At 42.6% G+C, this 779-nt stretch carries 2 protein-coding genes and 1 pseudogene; 2 read left to right on the forward strand and 1 reads right to left on the reverse strand.

All coding sequences use genetic code 11. The annotated features are described in order from the left end of the window. A pseudogene (locus tag ACWHAR_RS26035) lies at positions 1 to 106 on the forward strand (Rrf2 family transcriptional regulator); the annotation flags it as partial. 30 nt (positions 107 to 136) lie between these two features. Here the strand turns inward: ACWHAR_RS26035 and ACWHAR_RS26040 are convergent. Beyond that, entirely contained in the window at positions 137 to 457 is a 321-nt protein-coding gene (locus tag ACWHAR_RS26040; RefSeq protein WP_011197686.1) for a YqzG/YhdC family protein, read from the reverse strand. Between the two features lie 169 nt (positions 458 to 626). Between ACWHAR_RS26040 and ACWHAR_RS26045 the strand changes: the two genes are divergently transcribed. After that, a partial coding sequence (locus ACWHAR_RS26045) for a YhdB family protein (RefSeq protein WP_452088296.1) occupies positions 627 to 779 on the forward strand: 153 nt, incomplete at its 3' end.

A 779-nucleotide genomic window follows, 5' to 3' on the forward strand; every position in this document is an offset into this window, starting at 1 on the left:
GCATGTTTTAAACAAAGCCCTTTCCGCCTATTTGGACGTATTGGACCAATACACTCTGCAAGATATTATCATGAATCAGGACCATATACGTAAATTATTGAGTTGACGAAGGAAACGGTTTCCTTCGTTTTTTTTGCTATAAGGGAAAAATATTGACATTGATGATCGCATTGGTCACCGGATGAAAATACACCTCGGCGTGCGCCGAAAATGATTTGCCTTCTTGATTGACGGTTACCCTGAAGACATCCTTTGTCTCTTCATCATTTACTTGTGTGCGCCCTAAATATTCATAATCCTCGAGCTTTGCGCCTTTGTATTTTTCTTCAAGCGCGCTCCAGGCGATTCTTTCCCACCGTTCAGGTGCATCGAAAACATCTGTTTGAAAGTGGCCTTTCGCCGGGAATGATAAAAGTGTTAATATGCAAAAAAAGTACGTGCAATATCGTTTTTTCATTTCTATTCGCTCCGCATGTATTGTACATACGTTAGCTTGACCGTAAACGGCGAATGTCATGCAGACATTTTTCGCGGTCTGCATATACCATCCTCATATTTCTAGGCCGCCAAACAAGGGAGACCAAGTTTTGCCCGGAGAAAAAAACACCCCGCCACATAAAATAAGCATGACTCCTCAGAAAGAAGGGAGAGTGGCGAAATTGAATTACGCTGATTATGACAAAGCTTTGTACTATACGCACCGGTCGCAGTGGGACAACCTGCTGATCCTGATGGTGCGGACAGAAGACGATTTATTATCAAAGCGGATCGAACATTTT

Source organism: Bacillus sp. LR--39 (assembly GCF_053613335.1).

What these genes read in the sequence shown, in the direction of transcription:
- ACWHAR_RS26040 (WP_011197686.1), bottom strand. Translation starts at nt 457, where the DNA reads ATGAAAAAACGATATTGCACGTACTTTTTTTGCATATTAACACTTTTA.